This is a genomic window from Sporomusa sp. (assembly GCF_035561255.1).
In the GTDB taxonomy this organism is placed as follows: domain Bacteria; phylum Bacillota; class Negativicutes; order Sporomusales; family Sporomusaceae; genus Sporomusa.
In genome coordinates this window covers 1-20,197 of record NZ_DATMXX010000229.1, presented here as the reverse complement: position 1 = coordinate 20,197, position 20,197 = coordinate 1, and the positions used below count along the sequence as shown (strand labels likewise).

General features: G+C 48.1%; 23 protein-coding genes. 21 read left to right on the top strand and 2 right to left on the bottom strand.

The window, feature by feature from the left end:
- Positions 1–109 precede the first annotated feature (109 nt).
- Genes VN379_RS12575 through VN379_RS12565 form a run of 3 tightly spaced genes read left to right on the top strand, consistent with a single transcriptional unit; the run spans position 110 to position 2,138 of the window.
- The gene (locus tag VN379_RS12575; RefSeq protein ID WP_325534307.1) at positions 110–415 is read left to right on the top strand and encodes a YerC/YecD family TrpR-related protein; all 306 of its coding nucleotides are present in this window, start codon (positions 110–112) and stop codon (positions 413–415) included.
- Positions 416–433: 18 nt separating this feature from the next.
- Positions 434–1,618: an ATP phosphoribosyltransferase regulatory subunit gene (hisZ, locus tag VN379_RS12570; protein WP_325534305.1), complete on the top strand. Its 1,185-nt coding sequence runs from the start codon at positions 434–436 to the stop codon at positions 1,616–1,618.
- Positions 1,611–2,138, top strand: a complete 528-nt coding sequence (locus VN379_RS12565; RefSeq protein ID WP_325534303.1) for an HDIG domain-containing metalloprotein — start codon at positions 1,611–1,613, stop codon at positions 2,136–2,138. Before hisZ ends, VN379_RS12565 begins: the two co-directional genes overlap by 8 nt.
- On the opposite strand, the gene VN379_RS12560 is transcribed toward VN379_RS12565, so the two are convergent.
- Complete coding sequence (locus VN379_RS12560; protein ID WP_325534301.1) at positions 2,135–3,091, bottom strand: D-2-hydroxyacid dehydrogenase; 957 nt, start codon at positions 3,089–3,091, stop codon at positions 2,135–2,137. The two genes, VN379_RS12565 and VN379_RS12560, sit on opposite strands and share 4 nt — an antisense overlap.
- 200 nt (positions 3,092–3,291) lie before the next feature.
- On the opposite strand from VN379_RS12560, the gene hisG reads away from it, so the two are divergent.
- The 13 genes from hisG to VN379_RS12495 all read left to right on the top strand — a co-directional run bounded on the left by hisG (position 3,292) and on the right by VN379_RS12495 (position 13,142).
- Entirely contained in the window at positions 3,292–3,957 is a 666-nt protein-coding gene (gene hisG / locus VN379_RS12555) for an ATP phosphoribosyltransferase (RefSeq protein ID WP_325534299.1), read from the top strand.
- Positions 3,954–5,294: a histidinol dehydrogenase gene (gene hisD, locus VN379_RS12550; RefSeq protein ID WP_325534297.1), complete on the top strand. Its 1,341-nt coding sequence runs from the start codon at positions 3,954–3,956 to the stop codon at positions 5,292–5,294. The genes hisG and hisD overlap by 4 nt, the downstream gene beginning before the upstream one ends.
- A 1-nt stretch (position 5,295) precedes the next feature.
- Positions 5,296–6,339 (top strand): histidinol-phosphate transaminase, encoded by a 1,044-nt coding sequence (gene hisC / locus VN379_RS12545; RefSeq protein WP_325534295.1) that lies wholly within the window; start codon positions 5,296–5,298, stop codon positions 6,337–6,339.
- Positions 6,336–6,923: an imidazoleglycerol-phosphate dehydratase HisB gene (gene hisB / locus VN379_RS12540; protein WP_325534293.1), complete on the top strand. Its 588-nt coding sequence runs from the start codon at positions 6,336–6,338 to the stop codon at positions 6,921–6,923. The genes hisC and hisB overlap by 4 nt, the downstream gene beginning before the upstream one ends.
- A gap of 12 nt (positions 6,924–6,935) precedes the next feature.
- Entirely contained in the window at positions 6,936–7,568 is a 633-nt protein-coding gene (gene hisH / locus VN379_RS12535; protein WP_325534291.1) for an imidazole glycerol phosphate synthase subunit HisH, read from the top strand.
- 7 nt (positions 7,569–7,575) lie between these two features.
- The gene (hisA, locus tag VN379_RS12530) at positions 7,576–8,313 is read left to right on the top strand and encodes a 1-(5-phosphoribosyl)-5-[(5-phosphoribosylamino)methylideneamino]imidazole-4-carboxamide isomerase (protein ID WP_325534289.1); all 738 of its coding nucleotides are present in this window, start codon (positions 7,576–7,578) and stop codon (positions 8,311–8,313) included.
- Entirely contained in the window at positions 8,313–9,071 is a 759-nt protein-coding gene (gene hisF, locus VN379_RS12525) for an imidazole glycerol phosphate synthase subunit HisF (protein ID WP_325534287.1), read from the top strand. Before hisA ends, hisF begins: the two co-directional genes overlap by 1 nt.
- The gene (gene hisIE, locus VN379_RS12520) at positions 9,068–9,721 is read left to right on the top strand and encodes a bifunctional phosphoribosyl-AMP cyclohydrolase/phosphoribosyl-ATP diphosphatase HisIE (protein WP_325534285.1); all 654 of its coding nucleotides are present in this window, start codon (positions 9,068–9,070) and stop codon (positions 9,719–9,721) included. The genes hisF and hisIE overlap by 4 nt, the downstream gene beginning before the upstream one ends.
- A gap of 151 nt (positions 9,722–9,872) precedes the next feature.
- A complete protein-coding gene (locus VN379_RS12515) occupies positions 9,873–10,229 on the top strand; it encodes a CidA/LrgA family protein (protein WP_325534283.1) in 357 nt (118 codons plus the stop codon).
- Positions 10,229–10,918 (top strand): LrgB family protein, encoded by a 690-nt coding sequence (locus VN379_RS12510; protein WP_325534281.1) that lies wholly within the window; start codon positions 10,229–10,231, stop codon positions 10,916–10,918. The genes VN379_RS12515 and VN379_RS12510 overlap by 1 nt, the downstream gene beginning before the upstream one ends.
- Positions 10,919–11,022: 104 nt before the next feature.
- A complete protein-coding gene (locus VN379_RS12505) occupies positions 11,023–11,751 on the top strand; it encodes a GntR family transcriptional regulator (RefSeq protein ID WP_325534279.1) in 729 nt (242 codons plus the stop codon).
- A 4-nt stretch (positions 11,752–11,755) separates the two neighbouring features.
- Positions 11,756–12,412, top strand: coding sequence for a cobalamin B12-binding domain-containing protein (locus tag VN379_RS12500; protein ID WP_325534277.1), 657 nt, complete (start codon positions 11,756–11,758; stop codon positions 12,410–12,412).
- A 13-nt stretch (positions 12,413–12,425) separates the two neighbouring features.
- A complete protein-coding gene (locus VN379_RS12495; protein WP_325534275.1) occupies positions 12,426–13,142 on the top strand; it encodes a DUF1638 domain-containing protein in 717 nt (238 codons plus the stop codon).
- A 104-nt stretch (positions 13,143–13,246) separates the two neighbouring features.
- On the opposite strand, the gene VN379_RS12490 is transcribed toward VN379_RS12495, so the two are convergent.
- A complete protein-coding gene (locus tag VN379_RS12490) occupies positions 13,247–14,155 on the bottom strand; it encodes a LysR substrate-binding domain-containing protein (RefSeq protein WP_325534273.1) in 909 nt (302 codons plus the stop codon).
- A 286-nt stretch (positions 14,156–14,441) separates the two neighbouring features.
- Between VN379_RS12490 and VN379_RS12485 the strand changes: the two genes are divergently transcribed.
- The 5 genes from VN379_RS12485 (at position 14,442) to VN379_RS12465 (ending at position 20,115) form a co-directional block, all read left to right on the top strand.
- The gene (locus tag VN379_RS12485; RefSeq protein ID WP_325534272.1) at positions 14,442–15,578 is read left to right on the top strand and encodes a uroporphyrinogen decarboxylase family protein; all 1,137 of its coding nucleotides are present in this window, start codon (positions 14,442–14,444) and stop codon (positions 15,576–15,578) included.
- A gap of 18 nt (positions 15,579–15,596) precedes the next feature.
- Positions 15,597–16,772, top strand: coding sequence for an MFS transporter (locus VN379_RS12480; RefSeq protein WP_325534271.1), 1,176 nt, complete (start codon positions 15,597–15,599; stop codon positions 16,770–16,772).
- 30 nt (positions 16,773–16,802) lie between these two features.
- On the top strand, positions 16,803–17,909 hold the full coding sequence (locus VN379_RS12475) for a uroporphyrinogen decarboxylase family protein (RefSeq protein WP_325534270.1): 1,107 nt from the start codon (positions 16,803–16,805) through the stop codon (positions 17,907–17,909).
- A gap of 63 nt (positions 17,910–17,972) precedes the next feature.
- Positions 17,973–19,340 (top strand): S-layer homology domain-containing protein, encoded by a 1,368-nt coding sequence (locus VN379_RS12470; RefSeq protein WP_325534269.1) that lies wholly within the window; start codon positions 17,973–17,975, stop codon positions 19,338–19,340.
- A gap of 211 nt (positions 19,341–19,551) precedes the next feature.
- Positions 19,552–20,115, top strand: a complete 564-nt coding sequence (locus VN379_RS12465) for a DUF2284 domain-containing protein (protein ID WP_325534268.1) — start codon at positions 19,552–19,554, stop codon at positions 20,113–20,115.
- The last annotated feature ends 82 nt before the right edge of the window (positions 20,116–20,197 follow it).

Genomic DNA, 20,197 nt, shown 5'->3' with positions numbered 1-20,197 from the left:
TTGTAATTTAGTTTAATTAAATAAAGATGGAAAGTGTTAAAGAAGGAAAATCCAGGTTACTATCGAAATATAATGTCAGTAAGCAAGTATTACAGGGAGGCGTAGTAGCATGCCGGTAAATCCCAAATTGAAAGATGGGCTAACAGATCAGTTATTTAAGGGCATTTTGTCGCTTCAGAATGAGGAAGAATGTTATCAGTTTTTTGAGGATGTATGCACAATCGGTGAGATCAAAGCGATGGCCCAGCGTCTGGAAGTTGCGCGTCTGCTGAAAGCGGGGGTTATTTATGATGATATTGTTGCGTCTACCGGTGCCAGTACAGCGACAATCAGCCGGGTGAAGCGCTGTCTTTATTACGGCGCTGACGGTTATAAAGCAGTACTGGGTCATTTTGAGGAAAATAAGGCCGACTAGTTGAATGGGGTGTAGATAATGAACAAAAATCAGTTTGTACCGCAGATTCCTTATGGTACACGGGACCTGCTGCTGCGGGAAGCCAAGCAGAAACGTATCGTTGAAGGTTCACTTGCTGAACTATTCTCCCGTTGGGGTTATGATGAAGTGGTAACACCGACATTTGAGTATATCGAAACGCTCACAGTAGGTACTGGCAGCGACATGCACCAACACGTGTTCAAGTTTTTTGACAAAAACAACCGTATCCTGGTGCTTAAGCCGGATATGACTACACCAATTGCCCGGGTGGCGGCTACTAGGCTAAAGGAAGCGCAGCTGCCGCTGAGGCTCTTTTATCTTACCAATGTATTCCGGCATGAGCAGGCCCAGGCAGGCCGGCAGTGCGAATTCTATCAGGCAGGTGTTGAACTCTTAGGTGCGCCCGGACCGGTGGCTGACGCCGAGGTTGTGGCCTTGGCAGTAGAGACTATGTTGGAGTCGGGCCTGGCTAATTTTCAAATCAGCTTAGGCCAAGTCGATTTTATCAATGGCCTTATGGGCGAGAGCGGGTTAACGCCACAGTGTCAGCAACAGGTTAAATCCGCTATGGTTTCGAGGGATTTGGTAGGACTGGGGGAAATTCTGGCCCAAAGCGGTCTCAGCCGGGCGGCCCAGGAGCTGTTGCAACAAATCCCCCTGCTGCACGGCCAGGAAGACATGCTTAATAAGGCTTACCGGCTGGTGAGCAATGAGCTTAGCCGCAAAGCCCTGGATAATCTGGCTGATATCCGCAGGCTGCTGGCAGGTTATGGTGTTGACCGCTATGTTAATTTTGACCTGGGGATTATCCGTGACTTTGATTATTACACCGGCATGGTGATTGAGGGGTATACACCAGGATTAGGGTTCCCGCTCTGTGGTGGCGGGCGCTACGATAATATGCTGGCTTCTTTTGGTGTTGCCAATCCGGCCACCGGTTTTGCACTAGGCATTGAGCGGGTGCTGCTGGCTATGGAACGGCAGGGTATTAGTGTCAGCGTACGTGGCAAAGAGGTATATATTGCCTGGGCTGATGGCCAGCTATCGCTGGCGATTGAGGCGGCCAATAAATGCCGTAAAGAAGGCCGGCGGGCTAAACTGGCGCTTGTACCTGAATCGAGAACCACCGCCGAGAATCAGGTTGTTGAGCAAGGCTACGAGGAACTGATTTATATTGAGTAAGCGGGTTAAGCAGCTAGTTGCGGCGTTATCAGCCAGGATTACCAAGCAGGACCGGGAATTTATCGCCCGCCATTTAGATGTCGCCCAGGCGGTGCTTTTTTGGCAGATGAATCTGCCTGACCAGCGGCATGCCTTGAATGTTGCCTATACCGCGTCAGAGCTTAGTGCCGGTGATGGTACAATTAACCAGGAACTGTTGCTACAGTGCGCACTGTTACACGATGTCGGCAAGGTACAGGGGGATGTAAGCACTTTTGATAAAATTTTTACAGTAATCATAGATAAGTGTGCTGCTGATTGGGCCAGACGCTGGGGGCGCCTGGGACGGGGCAGCAAAGTAGCCAATCTGCGCCATGCCGTGTATATCTATTATCATCACGCGGCCCGGGGGGCCGCCATGCTGCAGGCGATTGGCGCCTCCCCGCAGATGGTCGATATTGTGGCGCGGCACCATGAGGCCCCGGCCGCCGGCGAGCAGCCGGAGCTTACTCTATTGCGGACGGCTGACAGCCTGCATTAATAACCTTTCACTTTATCAACAATGTTAATCATATCCCGACCCTGGACAAAACGGGTAAGATTATCGGCACATAGTTTAATAGCCCGGTCCAGATACGCAGGTGACAAGGCTGCCACATGTGGTGTGATAATGACGTTAGGCATGTTCCAGAGCGGGTTGTCTTCCGGTAAAGGCTCGGTGACAAAGACATCCAGGCCGGCGCCCTTAATTAACCCCTGTTCTAAAGCCGCAATCAGGTCTGCTTCATTGATGATCGTACCCCTGGCAATATTGAAGAGGTAAGCCGTACGTTTCATAGCCGAGAAATGGGGTAGTCCGATCATGTTTTGGGTATGTTCGGTGAGTGGTAAGGCGACGACGACAAAATCAGCCTGGCCTAACATCTCCAATAGGCTGTCATTATCTGGCGGATAGAGCTTGTCGACAAACAACTCGGTTGTAACCTCCCGCTTGCTGGCAAGTACTCTCATCCCCAGAGCTTTAGCTTTTTTTGCTATTTCCCGGCCAATTGAGCCTAAACCGACAATCGCAATGGTTTGGTCGTGCATTTCACTTGTAGGCATTCGTTGCCACTTTTTCGCATCCTGCTGGCGAATACTGGTGGGAAGGCCGCGGCTAAAAGCCAGCATCATGGCTAATACATGTTCAGATACGGGGATGCCGTGGATGCCCTTGGAATTAGTCAGGATGGTGTCTGATGTCTGAATCTCGGGGAAAATAAGTTTTTCCACACCGGCGCTTAACGCATGAATCCATTCGAGGTGCGGGGCCGCCAGATACAGTGATCTGGTCTCGGCCCACCCCCAGGTTACTAGAATATGGCAACCTGGCATCTGTTCGAGGGCATTCTTTTCATCGGTGACAATTATATTGATATCAGGATCAACTGCCTGAAGGACCTCTTGATGACGGTCAGCAAGCGGGTTGATCACTACAATATTAAGTACAGGCATATGAGAACCTCCTTATCTGGTTTATTATCCTGCCATTTAGTTCTACATATGCAAACAGTTTTCCTACCTGGAGAAAATGTAAAGGGCGAAGTTGCAATACTTAAAAAAACGCAAATAGGGTATTGACGCCTGATGTTACATGATGCTAATATATTATTACGTTAATACTTTAATTAGATAAAGAAAAAGGGAGGCATGACATGACCTCAAATGATATGGATTATTTAACAATAGCCCTGCCAAAAGGCAAGTTATTTGATCTTTCGGCAAGCCGGCTGGGTAAACTGGGCTATACTGCTGAAGGCCTTAGCGAGAACTCACGTAAACTGGTTATTGCAAACGAGAGCGAGAAAATCCGGTTTATCATTACTAAAACGGCTGATCTGCCTACCTATGTTGAATATGGTGCGGCTGATGTCGGGATTATTGGTAAAGATGTGCTGTTGGAAGAAAACAAAGATGTCTACGAACTACTGGACCTGAAGTTTGGGTTTTGCCGGATGATGGTGGCTGTACCCCAGGCGCTCAAACAGGAAAAACTAAGCGACTATGCTCATATGCGGGTGGCTACTAAGTATCCCCGGGTGGCAGAAAGCTTTTTTCATAGCAGCGGCATCCAAATGGAGATTATTAAGCTGAACGGTTCAATTGAATTAGCACCTATGGTTGGATTGGCTGAGATTATCGTAGACCTGGTGGAAACAGGCCGCACTCTTAAAGAGAATAATCTGGTGGAAGTGGCGCAGATTCACCCGGCAACAGCCAGATTTATTGCCAATCGGGTTAGTTTCAAAATGAAGTTTGACCGGATCAACAAAATGGTGGAAGGCTTAAAAGCTCTGGTGGAAAGTGAGGGTAAAGTATGAAGCAGATCTACAGCAGCTATTTGAGTAAAGAAGAGCTCGCAGAGATTATGGAAAAACCAGCTTTCGATAAGGTGGTACTTGGTGCGGGAGCCAAGGCCAAGGTAAAAGCCCTGTTTGGCGAAGAGCTTTCAGCACAGCAGGTTGTGGAACGCATTGTCACAGATGTGCGGAATCAGGGCAATGAGGCTGTGCTAACATATACCAGATCAATCGATGGCGCAGATTTTACGGCCGATACCCTGGAGGTAACACAGGCTGAGATTGATCGTGCAGTAGCTGGTATTGATCAAGAGGTGCTTGCTGCACTAAAGGCCGCCGCTGCGAATATTAAACAGTTTCATGCTGAAAAAGTGCCTGAATCATGGTTTACGGAACGCGAGCACGGGGCAATTCTTGGACAAAAATGTACGCCGCTTGACCGGGTAGGTATTTATGTCCCTGGCGGTACTGCTGCCTATCCGTCTTCTGTCCTGATGAATGCTGTGCCGGCCGCTGTGGCTGGGGTACAAGAGATTATCATGGTTGTGCCGCCTGACCGCGAGGGCCGGGTTAATCCCTACGTCCTGGCAGCAGCTAAGCTAGCCGGGGTTACCAGGATATTTAAGGTGGGCGGGGCTCAGGCTGTGGCTGCACTGGCTTTTGGGACTGAGACCATTCCTAAGGTGGATAAGATTACCGGCCCTGGCAATATTTTTGTAACTTTGGCCAAAAAAGCCATATACGGCCATGTCGACATTGACATGCTGGCAGGGCCCAGTGAGATTTTGATTATTGCTGACAGCACGGCTGATCCCCGGTATGTGGCGGCAGACATGCTAAGTCAGGCCGAACATGACGTGTTAGCCTCAAGTATTCTTATTACCGACAGTGCCTCGTTAGCCGGTAAGGTGGCTAAAGAGGTGGAAAGTCAATTAGCCGTACTGCCGCGTAAGGATATTGCGGCCCAGTCTATTGAAGATAACGGCCTGATTATTATTACGAAAGATATTACCGAAGCTGTTGAACTGGCCAATCTTTCGGCACCTGAACATTTAGAATTGTTAACAGCTGAGCCCTTTAAGCTATTGCCCTTCGTGCGGCACGCCGGTGCCATATTTATGGGGCCTTATTCGCCCGAACCGCTGGGCGACTATTTTGCCGGCCCCAACCACGTACTGCCAACCGGCGGTACAGCCCGTTTTTATTCTGTGCTCAATGTGGATACTTTTATGAAAAAGACCAGCGTTATCGCCTATACTCAGGCAGCGTTAGCCGCTGTCAGCAGCCAGGTGATTAAGCTGGCCGAAGCCGAGGGGCTTGATGCGCATGCCAATGCGATCAGGGTGAGGGGGAATTAGGATGTTTATACCTCGTTCCGGTCTGGAATCATTACAACCATACTCTGTTGCCGAGGTAAACTGGTCTACAAGGCTTGATGCCAATGAACGGCCGACTGATCTGCCACCGGCGGTTAAAGCCAAGGTGATTGAAAGGCTGAGAGCACTGCCGTTCAACCGTTATCCTGAGATCAGTGCCCAGTCGTTAAAAGCAGTAATTGCTGCTGATTTTGGGCTGACAGCGTCCAATGTACTGATTGGCAATGGTTCAAGTGAAATATTAGAGGCCCTGTGTTATGCCTATGGTGGTGCCGGACGCAGCATTGTGTATCCAAGCCCGTCGTTCTCTATGTACGGAATCTACGCCAAACTCGCTGATAGTCAGCCTGTACCTGTCGCTCTCAATACTGATTATACGCTGGATGCCGACAAGATGCTGGCAGCGGCGAAACAGGCAGCAGCAGGCGTTATTCTGCTTTGTAATCCTAACAACCCGACAGGCATAGTTATGCCACCGGAGCAGGTTGAATATATTGCTGCTAACACCAGGAGTCTTGTGGTCGTTGATGAGGCCTACCATGAGTTTTACGGCAAGACCTCAGTGGCTTTGCTGAGCAAATACCCGCATGTTGCTATTGCCCGTACCTTCTCTAAAGCCTATGGCCTGGCAGCAGCCCGGGTTGGTTATCTCTTAGCCAATGCGGAGATTGCCGGCACCATCGGTAAAGTGCTCTTACCCTATAACGTAAACGCGCTAACGCTTATTACCGCTGAGACGGTGTTTGGTATGCGCCAGGAGTTTGCCGGCAGCCTGGCAGAAAACAGCAGTGAGCGGGAACGAATGACAGCCGCACTTGGCGCTGTTGCCGGTTTGACCGTGTATCCTTCACAAACCAATTTCCTGCTTGTTAAGAGTGACAACGCAGCGGCACTGGCAGCACGCCTTAGCGCCAGCGGGATCGGTGTGCGCGACTTCAGTACCGCCCCCGGGCTGACCGGCTGTATTAGGATTGGCATTGGTACACCGGCTGAAAACAATGCCGTATTGGAGGCTGTTACCACATGAACCGCACTACAGTAATTGAACGGGTAACCGGGGAAACCGCTATAACTGTTTCCCTAAATCTTGACGGCAGCGGCCAAACTAAGGCCGCAACCGGGATTGGTTTCTTCAACCATATGCTGATATTGCTCGGTAAACACGGATTATTTGACCTGGTTGTTGAAGCCAAAGGCGATATTGAGGTTGACGGGCATCATACTGTGGAAGACACCGGTATTGTCCTGGGGCAGGCTTTGGCTAAGGCCTTAGGTGACAAGGCTGGAATCAAGCGCTACGGTACAGCCTTTGTGCCGATGGATGAGGCCCTGGCCATGGTGTCGCTGGATATCAGCGGACGGCCGTACCTGGTATTTGATGCTACACTGCCTGGGGAGCAGGTCGGGCAGTTTGACAGTGAGCTTACAGAAGAATTCTTGCGGGCACTTAGTGTCCATGCCGGACTTACCCTGCATGTGCGGCTATTATCAGGCAAGAATACCCACCACATGATTGAGGCTGTTTTTAAGGCTTTAGGACGGGCACTTGATGAAGCCACTCGCAAAGATGAGCGGATACAAGGCGTTATGTCTAGTAAGGGAATGTTATAAGGAGGCTTAGCGATGGCGCTCGAGACCTTAGCAATTATTGATTACGGTATGGGCAATCTACATAGCGTGTCCAAAGCGTTTGCAAAATTAAATGATGAGAATGGCAGCAACTACAATATCATTGTCACCAGCGACCCGGTGGTGATCAGCAGCGCGGCCAAGGTCGTGCTGCCCGGGGTCGGAGCGTTTGGCGACTGTATGGCTAACCTGAACAGCTATGGCCTTGTTGACAGTATTAAAGAGGTGGCCGGACAGGGTACACCTTTTCTGGGAATTTGTCTGGGTTTGCAGCTTTTATTTGAGGGTAGTGAAGAAGACCCCGGTGTGCCGGGGCTGGGAATCTTACCAGGGATGGTCCGCAAGCTGATTGCCCCGGGGTTAAAAATTCCTCATATGGGCTGGAACAGCCTTGAGATGAAGACCCCCAGTCACCTCTTTGCCGCACTGCCGTCTGTTCCGTATGTTTATTTTGTGCATAGCTATCATGCTGTACCTGAGAATAGCCAGCTGGTAACAGCGGTCACTGGGTATGGTGGTGCTGTTACGGCCGCGGTAGGCCGTGATAATGTGCAGGCCGTGCAGTTTCATCCCGAGAAATCCAGCGCTGCCGGTCTGGCAATCTTAGCTAACTTTTTAAGGGGTTGAACAATTCATGATTATATATCCGGCAATAGATATCCGCGGTGGACGCTGTGTCCGCCTGACTGAAGGCCGTTTTGATCAAGAGACAGTATTTGCCGATAATCCGGCTGAAATGTCGCTCAAATGGGCGACTGCCGGGGCTGAGTACCTGCATGTTGTTGATTTGGATGGCGCACTAGCCGGGAAGCCGGTAAACCTTGAGGTTGTGCGCGCAATTGTTAAGGCAGTGGCGATACCTGTGCAACTGGGGGGCGGTATCCGTACGCTGGAGACGATTGGTCAAGTGCTTGAGGCCGGTGTCAGCCGGGTGATCCTAGGCTCAATTGCTGTCCGCAATCCGGAATTGGTCCGGGAAGCCTGCCGGCAGTTCGGCAACCGGATTGTTGTGGGCATTGATGCCAGGGATGGTCAGGCGGCGCTTGATGGCTGGGAAGTGGCAGGCGGGATTGGGGCCGAGGAATTAGCCAGGAAAATGGCTGAGGCCGGTGTGGCCCGCATTATTTACACCGACATCTCCCGGGATGGTACGCTGCAGGGCGTTAATGTCGCGGCCACAGCGGCGCTGGCTAAAGCGGCCGGCATTCCGGTCATTGCTTCCGGCGGTGTTAAAAGCCTTGAGGATATTACGGCTCTCCAGACGGCCAATCAAGCTCAGGGGATTGAGGGCGTTATTGTCGGTAAAGCCATTTATACCGGCGCAGTCGATCTGGCGGCAGCCATTCGCCTGGCTAAGGAAGGGGTGGCATAATGTATACTAAACGGATTATTCCCTGCCTGGATGTCAAAGACGGACGGGTGGTAAAAGGTACGAACTTTGTCGGACTGCGGGATGCCGGCGATCCGGTGGAACTGGCTAAGGTGTATGATATCAAGCTTGCTGATGAATTGGTGTTCTTAGATATTACGGCCTCGTCTGATGGCCGCGGCACTATGGTTGATGTGGTTGAGCGAGTAGCGGCCGAGGTGTTTATCCCCTTTACGGTAGGCGGCGGCATTCGTACTGTAGAGGATATCAGGACTATGCTCAAAGCCGGAGCAGATAAGGTTTCCCTGAATACGGCAGCTGTAAAAAAGCCGGAGTTGTTGGCTGAAGGCGCCAAGCGCTTTGGCCGTCAGTGTATTGTACTGGCTGTTGATGCCCGCCAGACTGAACCGGGTAAATGGGAGGTATATGTCAACGGCGGCCGGACACCTACAGGTATTGATGTATTGTCCTGGGTGAAGCAGGCCACTGCACTGGGAGCCGGGGAAATCCTGCTAACAAGTATGGATAAAGACGGCACTAAGGATGGTTATGACATTCCCCTTACCAGGGCGGTATCTGAGGCCGTCAATGTGCCTGTCATTGCCTCCGGCGGCGCCGGTGAGCTGGAACACTTCTATGAAGTACTGACAGCAGGCAAAGCCGATGCTGTACTGGCGGCTTCCGTGTTCCACTATGGCCAGTTTACTGTTGGTCAGGTTAAAGAATATCTTAGATCCCGTGGGGTAGAGGTGAGACTATGAATAATGTTAACATAAAATATGATGAACAGGGTTTAATTCCTGCTATCATTCAGGATGAGGCTACCGGAACTGTACTCATGCTGGCCTATATGAATGCAGCCGCGCTCAGCAAAACACTGGAAACCGGCGTAACCTGGTTTTATAGCCGCAGTCGCCGTGCACTTTGGCAAAAAGGTGAAACCTCCGGCCATGTGCAGGCCGTTAAAGAAATGTACTATGACTGTGATGCCGATACGATCCTTGTCAAAGTGAGCCAGAGAGGCGCCGCCTGTCATGAGGGAACATTCTCCTGCTTTAGTCGCAGGCTGGATGCGGATGCCGGCCAGGCAGAAAAGCTGGTTGATCCGGACAAGGTGTATAAAGAGCCGCTAGCCGGCGTTTTATATGAACTCTATCATGTCATTAATGACCGCAAGCACAACCCTAAAGAAGGTTCTTATACCAATTACCTTTTTGAAAAAGGGCAGGATAAAATCCTGAAAAAGGTTGGTGAAGAAGCGGCTGAAACCATTATTGCCTCTAAGAATCACGATAAAGCCGAGATACTGTATGAGATGGCAGATCTCTGGTATCACTGCTTAGTACTGCTGGCTAACCATAACATTGCTCCAAGTGAACTGTTGGAGGAATTGAAAAAACGCAGAAAATAGAAAACACGCTACATCCAACAGATTCCAGGATGTAGCGTGTTATTATTTTGACACTAAAAAGTTGACAGAACTGCCTGTCTCAGATACGCTTTATATATTGAGATGAGGGCGAGGACTTTTTTCACTGTAGTGAACGCAGGAGGAATTGGGCATGAAGCTGTTACAGCTGATAGGGCAAGGAATGCTTTTATGGATTGTTTATTGGTTAGGCAACCAGATTACTGCCACTACTGGTTTGCCAATCCCGGGTACAGTATTTGGGATGGTGCTGCTATTTTTACTCTTACTGAGTGGCATTATCAAGCTTCGTTATATTCAGGATGCTGCCGATTTTCTGCTGAAACATATGCTGTTTTTCTTTATACCAATAGCGGTAGGCCTAATGGATTGGGGAGCTGTATTTTATGAGCATGGCGTGGTTTTGGCAGCAGCTCTACTGGCAGGTGCGGTGTTACCCTTCTTTGCCGTGGGGGGGCTGACACAGTTGCTGCGTAAGGGGGATAAGTAATGGAAAACGTTATTACCATATCTTCGATTCTTATTACGGTAGGGGTTTATCTTCTTAGCCGCTATTTATATTTCCGATATAATAATCCATTGATTAATATTGTTTTATTAAGTGCTTCAGCAATCATTGCGCTCCTGGTTATTTGCAAGCTGCCTTATGCTGCTTATGTTCCGGCTAAAGATATCATGACTTTCTTGCTTGGACCGGCTACGGTTGCCCTGGCAGTACCGCTTTATCGCAACAGGCATTTATTGAAACAATATGGCCCGGCAATTGTTTTTGGTGTTGGCACAGGAACAATTGCGTCAATGGCAACTGTGCTATTTATTACCCAAGCCGGCGGTTTACCAAGGGATATCATTGTTTCCATCATCCCTAAATCATCAACAATCCCCTTTGCCGTTGAGGTGGCACAACTGGCAGGCGGCAACCCGGCCCTGGCGGTGGCGTTTGTTGTAGCTACCGGGACGTTTGGTTCTGTTGTGGGACTGAGCTTACTTACCTGGTTTAAGATTCATGACCCTGTTGCCCGGGGGCTTGCAATGGGTACTGTATCACATGGGCAAGGGACGGCAATGGCTCTCCTGGAGGGTGAACAAGCCGGCTCAATGGCAGGTGTGGCAATGGCTTTGGCTGGGGTGTTTACCGCAGTGTTAGCCCCGATTCTTATCACAATATTTGTTGGCTGAGTAAAAAAGAAATTGACACAATTATTAGTTGTTGTGTACACTGTATATAGATGTATAGATTTAAGGTTATTACCGAACGTGGAGACTCTAAGGGAGCGGTTTGAGTGAGAAGTCGTGAGAATTTAATACCGGTTTACTACCGTTTAGCTGAAGATATAAAACAGCAGATTGAAACAGGTGCGCTTAAAGACGGAGACTTGATTCCGACTGAGGCGCAGCTGGGGGAGAAATATGCAATCAGCCGTATGACTGTGCGGCAAGGGATTGCACTGCTGGCTGATGCCGGTTTGATTGATACAATTAAAGGGAAGGGGAGTTTTGTGACCCGGCCCCGCCTGAATCAGTTAGTGATTGACCTGAAGAATAGCGGTGTTAATAAGGAGCAGTTACGTTATAAGCTGTTAGGCGTTAATCTGATCCGCAATAACCCGAATTTAGCCGGTGAATTGGGCTTTACCGGGGATGTCAATGTGATTACAGTAAAGCGGCTTATGTACAAAGGTACTCAGCCTGCTGCTATTGAAGAAAAATTCCTGCGCTATCAAAAAGGCAAGCCATTACTGGAAACGCAGCTGGAATATGCCGATTTCCCGGAATTGGTTGCCAAACATCAGGAAAGTGTACCAGTTCGCAATGACATGGTTATATCTGTGGCGGCATTGTCACCGGAGCAGGCTAAATTGTTGGAAGCGGATGAAACCCTGCCGGCGCTTGTTATCAAGCAGGTAATCTATTCTAAAGATGATAAACCACTGGGCGTCTCGATCATGGTTTGTCATAAAGACCGGTTTGAATTAAAGGCAACCTCATACCCACTTTCAGGAAGGTTGTGATAGTATGCTGAAAATCCAGAAGATGCTTGTTGCTGCTATGGCTAGGCTTGATGAAACAATGGTCATTAATTTAGTTAAACAAGGCCTGCAAATGGGGATCAGTCCCTATGTGCTACTGGATGAGATTAGGGCAGGTACTGACCGGGTAGGTGAGCTATACAGCAAAGGCGAGTATTTTTTATCAGACCTGATTATGGCCTCTGAGATTTTTAAAGACGTGCTAACTCTGGTAATTAAAGACCCGACTGTTGTACCACGTGCGCTCTACCCTACGATCATTTTCGGTACGGTCGAAGACGATATTCATGATATCGGCAAGAATATTACAACAGGAATTATGCGCTATAATGGTTTTGATATCTGTGATCTGGGGGTGGATGTACCCGGGGCCAAATTTGTTGAGGCTGTAAAACAGTATAATAGTCAGGTGGTATGCTTAACCGGGCTTATCACTGAGGCTTTTGAGTCAATGAAAAAAACGGTTGATCTTCTCGATGAAGCCGGGCTTCGCTCTCAGACCATCGTTATTATTGGCGGTTTAGTTAATGAAAGTGTGCGAAAGTACACAGGCGCTGATTATTGGGCTACCGACTGCACCAAAGTTACAGAATTATGCCGCAATATTCTTGTGACGAATAAAAGAATTGTTCAATCATCGTGAAGGAAGGTATCCAATGGGGACAGCAATATTAGCGTGTCAGACACTCCAGGATGAGCTTACTTTGGCTATCAAGACAACTGGTGTAGACTATCCTGTAATTTATGTCGAATCTGGGCTGCATAATACACCGGAGTTACTGCATAAGAGAATTCAGGAAGAGATTAATAGAATCGACAATGTTGACATAATATTATTAGTGTTTGGCTATTGCGGGAATAGTTTACTTGATATAAAGTCTGATAAGGCAACACTGGTACTCCCCAAGGTGGATGATTGTATTCCTTTACTTTTGGGTTCATGTGAAGCAAGAAAAAATATCGCAAAAGAAATGGGAACCTACTTTTTAACCAAAGGCTGGCTGGATTACGAGAATAACCTAATCCGGGAATATGAACGTTGCATTGCGCGTTACGGCCAGATTAGAGCTTTAAAAATAATGAAAATTATGATGGGTCACTATAAGCGGTTTATGCTGATCGATACAGGGGCGTATGCTGTAGACAGTGTCCTGCTGCAGACACAGAATTTTGCGGAACGGCTTAACTTGTGTCATGAAGTGATCCCTGGTTCACTGCGCTTGTTTCACAAGTTGCTGCAAGGCTTATGGGATGAGGAATTTCTGGTGCTGGAGCCGGGAAAATCCGTGACAATGAATGATATCTGCGGTGGCAGTAACGAGCAGGTCAAATTCAATCAAAGCACAGCGTTGCAGCTGTGTGGTAATAAATAAAAAGAAAAATAAACGTCTTGAAGCCTTAGTAAGGCTTCAGGGCGTTTATTTTTTTTGTTGAATACCAAGTGTTATAAAAACAGGCTAAAGAGCGGTTAGCTTTCTTAGTGGAGTTTTCTCGGTGGTTTTATTCCATCAAACTCCTTAATAAAAAGCGGGATTATAGGATTTGGGTTGCCTCTCTTCCAGACCAAAGCAATATTCCCGTAAGCGTTGGTCCCATTCATCGCGACCAGGGAGACGTGATGGCGAAGCATTTGACAGAAGACCGGATCAAAACCCCAAAAGGAGATACCCATTCCTGCTGTAACCTGCCAGAAAAGGGTTTCAACACGGGCCGGCTGACTCACGATATTTGGGGTAAATCCTCTTTGATTGCATTGTTGTATAAACCAGTCTATACCAATAGGAAAAGTCGTGGGGGACATAAGGATGAAACGTTCCTGCTTAAGGTCAGCAAGATCAAGGGAGTATTTATTAGCGTAAGGATGATTGCGTGGCAATAAAAAGCATAAGCGGGCCCGCCGGATTCTGTGTATTTCCAATTTTGATGTAAACTCGTTGCCTATGAAAGTATTAAAACCGATGTCCAGTTCCTGACGTTCTAAAGCCTCATTAATTCTGGGGATAGGCATAACTTGAATATCAAGTTTAACATGGGGATAAAGTGAAACAAAATGTTTCAGGATTCTCGGCAAAAAGGCATGCTCGATTCCCATACAGCCAATTCGTAATGTTCCCCAGACCTCACGCTGAGATTTGCGCGCCCTTTCGAAGGCTTCGCCGATCTTGGTCATAAGGGAGCGGGACTCCTCAAATAAAGTCGAACCGGGCGGGGTTAGCCGGACCGAGTGATGGGTACGGACAAATAATTGGACACCTAATTGTTCCTCCAATTCGGCAATATGCTTGCTTAAGGTTGACTGACTAATGTAGAGCTGCTCAGCAGCCTTGGTGAAATTTAAATGTTCAGCCACATAGATGAACGAACGCAAATGCCGGATATCTTCCACTATACCCTCTCCCATCAAGGTAAATCTGCGGGGTTAGTAATAATAATCAGATGTGTCTAAATCTTCTGATTGCTATTTATCATATATCCTTGGGCATCTATTTTCAACAGAGTAAGGGACGAATTGGTTATGATTTTTTGCAGAGTCATCCATCTATTTTTGAATTTCACAGGGTTTTACTTACATGCTATTATGACTATCAGAAAGAATATTCAAAAAATAAAAGGGGGCATGGATAAGGTTAAAGAGGGTAATTAGCATTGAGTAAAGATGTGGGGGTGGGTTGATGGGGAAAGATACCATGACTGCCGAGGAAAGGCTTATCGCTACGATTAATCTTGAACCGGTAGACCGGGTAGTGTGTGCGCCGGAAACCGGCAATTACGCCGGGCAATATGTTGGAATAACAAACAAAGAATTTGTTTGGGAGTTTGAGACAAAAGGCCTGGCAGCTATTGAGAAACTGGCTAATGACTATCCAATGTGGGATTGCAGTGCTGATATTAACGGCATTACCAGTGGTTATGTTGCCGAAAGAGCTGGTATGGGCAAGATGAAATTACCTGGCAAAGAGTTGCCGGATAATGCTTCAAGCCAGGTATTGGAAACAGAGGTTATGACCCGCGATGACTACGCAATTGTTAAAGAGAAAGGGTATGGCGAGTACCATATAAATTTTCTGGAACGTGCTAATAACATTAGCCGTGAGGAGATAGTAAAAGGCTTTACTGAAGCAGGCCGGATTCGGGCTGCTGAACTTGAAGCCATACGGCGCCGGGGCCAGGTTCCGATTTATGGAGATTTGGGAGGGCTGGTTCCATTTGACGCGTTTTCGTTAACTAGATCAATCGAAAAATATTTTAAAGACATGTTCCAGATTGCTGGTCAGTTGGAAGAACTAATGGCAATTCTGGTAGATGCTTTTGTAGAGGGCTCGGAAAGAACGGTGGCGGCTACCGGTGTAAACCGGGTTTTTGTCGGCGGCAGCAGATCTGCCGGCCAGTTCATTTCCCAAAAGTATTTTGACAGATTGGTTTGGCCCTATTTTAAAGAATTTGTTGAAAGATTAGTGGCTAAAAACATTGTGCCAATCCTGCACTTCGATTGTGACTGGACTAAGAATTTAGAGTACTTTCTGGAATTGCCAAAAGGAAAATTCGTGTTGGAATTAGACGGAGCCACAGACATTTTCAGGGCAAAGGAGGTATTAAGCGGTCATTGTGCTATCCACGGCGATGTGCCGGCTGCGTATCTTACGATTGCATCGCCAAGCGAACTGGATGAATACTGTAAAAAACTCATTACAACGGTGGGTAAAGGCGGCGGCTTCTTATATGCATGTGGCTGCTGTATGCCGATTAATGCCAAGCATGAAAATGTAAAAGTCTTCTTTGAGGCCGTAGAAAAATACGGATATTATTAAGCAAGAGAGGGTGAAACCATGAATAGAACACTTCTAAAAGCAGCTGTCTTATCTATTTCCTTATTACTGCTGGCAGCTACGGCTGTTTCACCGGCTATCGCCAACATCAGTGCGGCCTTTAAGAATGCAAGTGCCCAGACCATTATGATGCTGGTTGCCTTGCCGTCGATGACCATGGTCCTGGCTTCCCTGGTATTTAGCAAACTGAGCGAGTTCATGAGTCGGCGAACGCTTTTTCACGTGGCCATGCTGCTTTTTTTAATTGGCGGCATTACGCCGTACTTTATGAATGACCTTACCCAGATCCTGGTGATGAGAGCTATTTTGGGCCTGAGTTTAGGGTTGATATTTCCGCTGTCACTGATCCTTATTTCAGACTTTTTTGAAGGCGGCGAGCGGGCTACTATCATGGGTCTGCAGAGTGTTTTCGTAAATATTGGCGGCATCATATTTGCCATGCTGGGCGGTATGCTGTGTGTGACTGATTGGCACAATACCTTCCTGGCCTACGCATTTGGTATTTTAGTACTCATCTTTGTGTATTTCTTTCTCCCCGAGCCGTCAAAACCGGCGGTGACGGCAACACCGGGGGAGGCAGCAGCCAAACCTCCGTTGCCCGGCACCGTGTATTTTATCGAAAGTGTTGTGTTCTTGTATAATCTGCTGATTTTTGCTTTTTTCACCAACGTAGCCATTCAGGTTGTCGGTGAGAATCTGGGCAATGCCGCGAGTGCCGGTTTCGCACTAACCATGTTTACCGTTGGCGGTCTGGTGGGTGGCTTGCTGTTTGGCAAAGCCATGCAATTGTTAAAGAACTATACTATTGCCGTTGGCTGGTTATTGACCGGGGCGGGGATGGCGCTGATATCCGGAACCCATGACTTTAATCTGCTGCTAACCGGCTGCTTTATAGGCGGGATCGGATTTTCCACAACCTGCCCGGCCTTCTTTGTTACGCTGTCCATATTGTCGCCGCCAGCCCGGGTGGCTTTCAGTATCGCCTTAGCCTCTGCGCTCAGCGGTATTGGTCAGTTTGTTGCACCCTTTGTTTTTGAAGCAGTATCAGGACAATTTGGTCAGGGACCGGGAAGATTTCCACTTTCTGTCAGTGCGGTATCCTTTGTGGCGGTAGGTTTGTTGCTGCTGCTGCAAAATTATACACAATCACCCAGGTCAGCTAAGCTAAGCGGCTGATCATTAAAGTAAACGGGAGGGTATTAATGGATGAAAACAAACCAGGAGTTACTTAAGGAGCGTACAGAGCGCTTAAAGAAAGCCATCGTTTTGGAGAAAACAGACCGGACCCCCGTCATTCTTACCGGTGACGCTTTCTGTGCCAGACATGTCGGCATGAAACTATCAGAGTTTTGCTCGAACATGAAAGCGTCCCATGAAGCAATTTTATCTTCCTTCAAAGCCCTGGGGGATGTGGATGGAACAGGTGGTACCTTTGCCGCTGCATCAATGTTCCCGCTTATGTTTTATACGAAGATTAAACTGCCGGGGCGCGATCTCCCGGATGATACCCCATGGCAGCTTGATGAGCAGGAAATCATGACAGTTGCGGATTATGACACGATATTGAATAAAGGCTGGAAAGACTTTAGTGATGACTTTTTAAAGAACCGTCTGGGTGTGGATGTTGATTCCCTCTATGCCCAGCTGGCCGATGTGCCGCAATTTATGAGAAACTTTGAGGACGCCGGCTATCTGGTGTATACGCCCAGCGCCTCCATCACGGTAAATGAACACCTGAGCGGTGCACGTTCCATGCCAAAATTTTTGCGGGATATTTATAAAATGCCAGATAAAGTAGAAGCTGTGCTGGATATTATCCTGGACGAGACCCTTGTCGGCTTTCGCGAACAAATCCGCACCTTGAAGCCCTTAGTGGTATTTATCTCCCCGGCCCGGGGGGCCAGTGAATTTTACTCCCCGAAAATCTGGGAGCGTTTTGTCTGGAAATATCTCAAGGCCGCCGCCGACGTGATCATTGAGGAAGGAGCGGTAGTTGACCTGCATATTGACGGTAACTGGGAACGGGATCTAGACTACTTCAAGCAATTTCCCAAACATAAATGCATCTTTGAATGCGATGGCGCCACTAATATTTACAAAATTAAAGAAGTCCTGGGTGATCACATGTGCATTAAGGGCGATGTGCCGGCAGCCCTGTTAGCCCTTGGCACACCTGATGCGGTCTATAACTATTGTACGAAACTGATTAAAGACATGGGACAAGGCTTCATTCTGGCCTCTGGCTGCACAATCCCACCCAATGCATCTGTTGAGAATGTTAAAGCCATGATTGCCGCCGCTACCGGAAAATAAGTAATAGCTTCCGATAAAAACTTAGAGATAAAAGAGAAATAAATTCTTAAGGTGGGAGAGAGGATGAAAAAAAGCGTAGTTATCGCTGCCGTGCTTGCGTTTATGCTGAATATCGCCGGTACCGTAGCAGCGGTTGGCCCAGCTAATCCCTTTGGCGATGTCCCGGCTAAACACTGGTCCTATGATGCGGTAAACAAACTAAAACAAGACGGGATCATTGACGGCGACGGCCAGGGCACCTTCGGGGGTGACAGAACAGTTACCCGCTATGAGATGGCCCAAATGATCGCCCGGGCTATCTGGAATACGGAAAAAGCCAATGCTGAGGACAAGGTGTTAATTGATAAGCTCGCGGCAGAGTTTACCAGTGAACTTACCAGTCTAGGGGTGCGTGTCGATACCCTGGAAAAGAAAAGTGAAAAAATAACCGTCTCCGGTTTCCTGCATCTTTCTGACCAGGTATGGAATAACAGCGGCTCTTTTGCGGGTCATACCGCGACTACCGGCGATACCCCGCACCCTAACGACGGTCATTATCCTGCAGTCGGTATTGATCTGTATGTCAATTACAAGGTTAACGACCGCTGGCAAGTGAAAATCGAGACTGAAGCCGTGCGGGATTTCCGGACAGGCGGCTTCTGGAGCCGGGTGCCTAACGGCGACGGCACATATACCACGATTGACGGCAATATTAGCGGTTCGCAGCGCTATGGTCAAATGTACGCGGAGGGACTGGTCGGCGCTGCTACAGTAAAAGCCGGCCGGTTTGAATACGGAGCAGCTTACGGTTTGATGGTCACTCCCGGCCGCAAAGGGATCAATGGGGTTCAGTTGGCTGTAGGCGACCGGAGCCGGACCACCTTGACCTACGGCTATTTCCGGCAAGGCTGGACGGGTAATGCCACCAATCCCTATCTCATTTCCAGCAAAACAGATAACCGGTATGCCGCCATAGATTTTTCCGCCCCTATTGCCAAGGACCTTAATATAAAAGCAGCCTATCATAACCTGGCCACCGACGGCTCGGATACCAGCGTTGTGTCTGATAATATTAACCTGTGGGAGGCCGGTTTCGACAAGATGATCGGCAAAAAGCTTAACCTTTTTGCCACTTACGGCCAATCCAACGCCGACAGCCAGAACAAAGCCTACAAGGCCGGGATGACCTACGGCCGGGCTGACCTCAATACCCCCGGCTCTTATTTCGTAACGGCCCGCTACCTGCATGCCGAGGCCAAGTCTTCCATTGCTCCGGACGACTACTGGGTGTCGAAATATGACTGGGGCCTGAAAGGACCGGAGTTAACGGCGCAGTACATCATTGACAAAAATGTTGACATCTATTTGTGGGCTGCTTCCTTAAAACCTACCGACGGTGTTCATAACGGCAAGCTGAACACTGTCAAACTGGGGGTTGACTTCTACTTCTAAATTTCCGGCAGTCATGGGAGAAAGGGATTTAATTGCAAGAATAGTATAAAAATATTGACAACGCAGGGGTTATCCGCTACTCTATATCTAGATGTATATATAGGTAAAGAAGATTGCCTTGGCAGTCTTCTTTACCTGTTGTTGCAGCCACGCGGTATATTGAATGTTGTACCAGAGCCGCTATGCTATTGAGTCGAGGGAGGGTAAGAATATGGGAGCAAGTTTTAGTGATTTAGTACAGGCAGCGTTAGATGCGAAGGCTGACCATGCTGCAATTGCCGACGTAACCCAAATAAAATTTGTCGAGGATTTTAGAAAAGCATGTGAGCAGAATGTATGTAGAAAGTACAATACCAATTGGGTCTGTCCCCCGGCCGTCGGACCGTTTGCGGAATTAAAAGCCCAGGCCTGTCAGTATAAACACGGGCTCTTGTTTCAAACAGTACATCAAATGAAAAGCTCATTTGACTGGAACGGCATGATGGCTGCAAAAAAAGTTCATGATGGGGTATTCAGAGAGCTGTTAGAGCGTGTTAAGAATGATTACAAGCTACAGGGGATTCTTCCATTGAATGCAGGAGCATGTGAGTTTTGTGAAAAGTGTGCCTACCTGGACAATGAACCGTGCCGGTTTCCTAATGAGGCTTTTGCTTCGGTTGAAGCCTATGGGATAGATGTCATGAATCTGGAAAAGGCTTGTGGAATTCCGTATTATAATGGAAAGAATACTGTTTCATATGTTGGACTTATATTGTTCAATTTAGAGGGTGAGTAGTAGATGAACCTGCCACGGGGGTGAAGTTCATTATCATCAAGAACACATATAACAAGAAGCATGCGCCTGTCAGGCCCATGCT

Bases quoted from the DNA above. Each gene is read 5' to 3' on its own strand.
- VN379_RS12575 (WP_325534307.1), top strand. From the start codon at position 110: ATGCCGGTAAATCCCAAATTGAAAGATGGGCTAACAGATCAGTTATTT.
- hisZ (WP_325534305.1), top strand. From the start codon at position 434: ATGAACAAAAATCAGTTTGTACCGCAGATTCCTTATGGTACACGGGAC.
- VN379_RS12560 (WP_325534301.1), bottom strand. From the start codon at position 3,091: ATGCCTGTACTTAATATTGTAGTGATCAACCCGCTTGCTGACCGTCAT.
- hisG (WP_325534299.1), top strand. From the start codon at position 3,292: ATGACCTCAAATGATATGGATTATTTAACAATAGCCCTGCCAAAAGGC.
- hisD (WP_325534297.1), top strand. From the start codon at position 3,954: ATGAAGCAGATCTACAGCAGCTATTTGAGTAAAGAAGAGCTCGCAGAG.
- hisC (WP_325534295.1), top strand. From the start codon at position 5,296: ATGTTTATACCTCGTTCCGGTCTGGAATCATTACAACCATACTCTGTT.
- hisB (WP_325534293.1), top strand. From the start codon at position 6,336: ATGAACCGCACTACAGTAATTGAACGGGTAACCGGGGAAACCGCTATA.
- hisH (WP_325534291.1), top strand. From the start codon at position 6,936: ATGGCGCTCGAGACCTTAGCAATTATTGATTACGGTATGGGCAATCTA.
- hisA (WP_325534289.1), top strand. From the start codon at position 7,576: ATGATTATATATCCGGCAATAGATATCCGCGGTGGACGCTGTGTCCGC.
- hisF (WP_325534287.1), top strand. From the start codon at position 8,313: ATGTATACTAAACGGATTATTCCCTGCCTGGATGTCAAAGACGGACGG.
- hisIE (WP_325534285.1), top strand. From the start codon at position 9,068: ATGAATAATGTTAACATAAAATATGATGAACAGGGTTTAATTCCTGCT.
- VN379_RS12515 (WP_325534283.1), top strand. From the start codon at position 9,873: ATGAAGCTGTTACAGCTGATAGGGCAAGGAATGCTTTTATGGATTGTT.
- VN379_RS12510 (WP_325534281.1), top strand. From the start codon at position 10,229: ATGGAAAACGTTATTACCATATCTTCGATTCTTATTACGGTAGGGGTT.
- VN379_RS12500 (WP_325534277.1), top strand. From the start codon at position 11,756: ATGCTGAAAATCCAGAAGATGCTTGTTGCTGCTATGGCTAGGCTTGAT.
- VN379_RS12495 (WP_325534275.1), top strand. From the start codon at position 12,426: ATGGGGACAGCAATATTAGCGTGTCAGACACTCCAGGATGAGCTTACT.
- VN379_RS12485 (WP_325534272.1), top strand. From the start codon at position 14,442: ATGGGGAAAGATACCATGACTGCCGAGGAAAGGCTTATCGCTACGATT.
- VN379_RS12480 (WP_325534271.1), top strand. From the start codon at position 15,597: ATGAATAGAACACTTCTAAAAGCAGCTGTCTTATCTATTTCCTTATTA.
- VN379_RS12475 (WP_325534270.1), top strand. From the start codon at position 16,803: ATGAAAACAAACCAGGAGTTACTTAAGGAGCGTACAGAGCGCTTAAAG.
- VN379_RS12470 (WP_325534269.1), top strand. From the start codon at position 17,973: ATGAAAAAAAGCGTAGTTATCGCTGCCGTGCTTGCGTTTATGCTGAAT.
- VN379_RS12465 (WP_325534268.1), top strand. From the start codon at position 19,552: ATGGGAGCAAGTTTTAGTGATTTAGTACAGGCAGCGTTAGATGCGAAG.